Origin of the sequence: Streptomyces sp. NPDC020681 (assembly GCF_044334895.1) — a bacterium.
Classification (GTDB): Bacteria; Actinomycetota; Actinomycetes; order Streptomycetales; family Streptomycetaceae; genus Streptomyces.
In genome coordinates this window covers 1-3,702 of sequence record NZ_JBIRTX010000062.1, presented here as the reverse complement: position 1 = coordinate 3,702, position 3,702 = coordinate 1, and the positions used below count along the sequence as shown (strand labels likewise).

The window sequence follows — 3,702 nt, the reverse complement described above, 5'->3', positions numbered from 1 at the left end:
CAGGAATTCGGAAATGCTCCGCATTCCCGAACGGAATTCGCTCCGCGAATTCAGAAAAAGCGCTGGCTAGAGGGAGTGCGCGCCACGCTACTCGACTGACTCGCCGTCAATCCAATATCAGTGGAAATGAATTGTAGATTCGCATATTGGCCCGGAGCGTTCAGAGCGAAACCGCGCCATCTCTACCAGAACTGAGCCTAGGTCAGTTAGAGCTGCCCGCAGCTGCCTCGTGGGCTGTCTGCGTGGAGGCTCCGCCGACGCGCAGCCACAAGACTCGCCCCCGATCCCCGACGCCTGCCGCGCCGACCACGCCCGCCCTTCTCTCTTTTCTCCAACGGGCATGGGGGCAGCGGCAGCAGAGGGGATGTCAGGCCCCCGACCAAACCGAAACTGGGCCTTGACCTGCCCTTATGGCGCGCCGGCCGGAAGGGTGCTGCAAGAGGTGTGACAACAGGTGTTGCAAGAGGTGTTGCAAGTGCCTTGGTGGCTTCCCCTGAGCACCATGTTCCACTATTATGAGTCCTGCTGGTGAGTGGCTCTCACTGGCAGCCGAACGATCAACAGAAGGGCAGTCAAGTGGAAATCACGATCTCTGAGGGAATCGTCCGCCGGGCAAAGGAAGCGCAGAATACCCCGAGGGTAATCGAGGCGCGCCGAATCGCGAGCTTCCTTTCGCTCGCGTGCCAGCGGGCGGGGGCGAAGATCGTGCACAACGAGGACGCGGGGTACGTCGGAATCCGGATGGACACCAAGGCGGGTCCAGTGGTTCTCGAAGTTCCGGCCGAAGCGGGTGGCGTTTACCGCCTGGTGAATGAGTTTGTCGAGGCCGACGATAAGGGGCGGACGGAGCGGGAAATTCTGCGGATTCCCCAGATCTACAAGGCGCAGGGAATCGCGCTTATGTCCAGTGACTTCCTGCGCTCGCGCGGATTCCTGGGCTGACACCCGATGGGGCGCTCGGCGTGCCGAGCGCCCCACTCCCCATCCCGACAGGCCATCTGAGAGGACATCAGCACCATGGAACTGACCCAGCTTCCCGCAACGCTCCGCCCCGAGTCCGAGCCGCCGTCGGACGGTGAGAGCGAGCAGGCAGAGCACGCCTTCAACGACGCGATCGGAAGCCCCGCACCGCACATGGGGGCCCGCCGCTACCACGCGCCCATCCGGGCGCTGAACGCCGCGCGACCGCTCTTCGAGCTTGGATGGCTCACCGCCGTACGCAACGGGCACACCGGGCCCGCGCTCGCTGGTGTCGCTCTGCCCGGTGCCATGGCGGAAGAGGCTTTCGGAGGTCTCGCGCGCGCCATGGCACCGCGCGACGTCGCGGCCGGCCTTTTGCTTGAACAGCGGGTGAGCTACCACGGCAGTTTGACGAGCCGTCACGGCCGGTACTGGGTGACGGCCATAGCCGAGACCGTAGAGCGCGACGGCACCGGCCAGGACTGCCGCTACGAGCTCAGCGTGTGGACCGGCAGCCGCTACCGGGTTGTTGTGACGAACGTCAGGGGGCAGAGCATCACGCCCCTGCCGCACTTCCGGGGGCGCGGCTCGGAGGAGTAACAGCGCAGGCAGAGGGGGGAGTTCACACTCCCGAGTGTTCCACTATTATGAATGCGTCGGGGAGGCGGTCCCTCCCCGACGCGCCAAACGATCAACAGACCGAGGGGAAACACCATGACCCAGCAGCTCGCCCAGCGCGCCACCGTCCGCACCAGCCCGGAGGGAGCCCGTAACGCCTCTCTGGGGGATCTGGCCACCATTCTTCAGAGCCAGCAAGAGAGGAAGCTCGACGTCATCGCGCGCGCATCCGCGCTGGACATGCGGGACGGAAACCTGATCATCCAGGGCGTTGAGCCGTCCCTCCAGCCGACCGGCGTTGTCGACGTCGATGGGACCTACCGCCCCACCGAGGTTGCGGACGAGGGTTTCGCCGACAAGCTGAAGATCCCCGTGCAGTACCTGCGCCGCATGCGCGCCGAGCACCTGTCGCTCTACGACCTGAACGTGAACGGGTGGCTTGAGCGCGACCCGTCGCGCCGCTTCCTGATCCGCGCCATGCGCAGCGACGCCCACGGAGGCGAGCGAGAAGGCGTGGCCCGCGCGTTTCTGTCGGACTCCTACCGTCTGATCGACAATTTCGATCTGCTGCTGGCCGCGCTGGACGGCATCAAGCAGTCGGGGCACGCCGCGCAGGTCACCGGCTGCGACCTGACCGACCGCCGCATGTACGTGCGCGTGGAGTCCGAGGAAGTCGCCGTTCAGGCGCGCGAACTCCTCAAGGGATACCGCTCCCCCTACACCGGGCAGACCGGTGACGAACTCCCGATGATCTCCGCCGGTTTCGTCATCCGGAACAGCGAAGTCGGAGACGGCGCGTTCACCATCACCCCCCGCGCCGTCGTGCAGGTGTGCACCAACGGACTCACCATGACCGAGGACGTCATGCGGGAAGTGCACCTCGGCGGGAAGCAGGACCAGGGCGTCATCCAGTGGTCCGGTACCACTCAGGACAAGGTCCTGGAGCTGATCACCGCGAAGACCACCGACGCGGTGCGCACGTTCCTCTCGCGCACCTACGTGGAGGACAAGCTCCGCGCCATCGAGGCGGACGCAGGCCGCCCGGTCACCAACCCGACGCACACCATCGAGCACGTCACCAAGAAGCTCAGCATCACTGGCGCGGCAAAGGAGAGCATCCTTTCCCACTTCATCCAGGGCAGGCAGATCACGGCCGGAGGCGTGATGCAGGCAGTCACCGCCGCCGCGCAGCAGATCCCCAACGCGGACACCGCTCACGCGCTTGAGGCCCTGGCACTGCCCGCCCTGCGCGCCGCAGCCGCCTACGCCGCCGCCTGACCCCGCTCCCCTCCGGGGGCCCGGAGAGCCCGGACCCAGCCCCACGGTCCGGGCCCTCCCGGGGCGCGGAGCGCTCCCACGCCCCCACGCCGCGTAGCGGCGTCGCACCGTCCCTGCGGAGCAGGGCGCGCGCAAAGAGAGTCCGCGCCCAGCCTCACGCTGCCCGCGCACGGTCCAGGGCCGCAGCGGCCGCGCGCGCCCGGCCGCCCACCGCCCGCACCACACCACTTCCACGCCAGCCAGAGAGGAAACCGCGCCGTGCCCGAGAACCGCGCTCTGACCCGCCCCAGCGATGCCGCAATCACCGCCGCGCACCAGCACGCCCATTGGGCGCTTGCCTGCGTACTGTCCGCCGTCGGAATCGGCACGCACGCGCTGAACTACGTTGCCCGGGACGCATGCGGCAAGTACGCGGCCACGAGTGCAACGATCAACCACCCGATGGGAACGGCACCACTGGACGCCGACCCGGACGAGGTGCACATGTTGCTCGTCGCGCTCACGTTCGGCATTGAGGGCAGCTGTGTGAACAGCGCCGTACTGGTCATCACCACGCAGACGGAGGCCCAGCCCCGGGCGTGCGGCTGGACCATCCAGGACGGATGGCTGCACCCCATGGCCGTTGCCGAACTCCGCAAGGCCACGACGCCATGCCCCGGAAGCGACGCGCCCGCACGGGAGATCTACGACGCGCCCGCTCTGCCCGAGCCGCCCGCCAATTGACCCGCGTGCGCCGGGGGCGCGCCCCCCCGGCCCCCCGCCCCGCCCCCCCCCCCCACCCCCGGGGGCCCCCCCCGTTGATCCCGCCCCCCCCCCACCCCACCCACCACCAAAAACCCCCCCCAC

General features: G+C 67.9%; 4 protein-coding genes. All 4 read left to right on the top strand.

From position 1 onward, the window contains the following. Positions 1-576: 576 nt before the first annotated feature. The 4 genes from ACH4YL_RS40620 (at position 577) to ACH4YL_RS40605 (ending at position 3,579) form a co-directional block, all read left to right on the top strand. A complete protein-coding gene (locus ACH4YL_RS40620) occupies positions 577-942 on the top strand; it encodes a hypothetical protein (protein WP_398512570.1) in 366 nt (121 codons plus the stop codon). A 75-nt stretch (positions 943-1,017) separates the two neighbouring features. Beyond that, the gene (locus ACH4YL_RS40615) at positions 1,018-1,560 is read left to right on the top strand and encodes a hypothetical protein (protein WP_398512569.1); all 543 of its coding nucleotides are present in this window, start codon (positions 1,018-1,020) and stop codon (positions 1,558-1,560) included. A 114-nt stretch (positions 1,561-1,674) separates the two neighbouring features. After that, on the top strand, positions 1,675-2,856 hold the full coding sequence (locus ACH4YL_RS40610) for a DUF932 domain-containing protein (protein WP_398512568.1): 1,182 nt from the start codon (positions 1,675-1,677) through the stop codon (positions 2,854-2,856). A gap of 258 nt (positions 2,857-3,114) precedes the next feature. Continuing rightward, complete coding sequence (locus ACH4YL_RS40605) at positions 3,115-3,579, top strand: hypothetical protein (RefSeq protein WP_398512567.1); 465 nt, start codon at positions 3,115-3,117, stop codon at positions 3,577-3,579. Positions 3,580-3,702 lie beyond the last annotated feature (123 nt).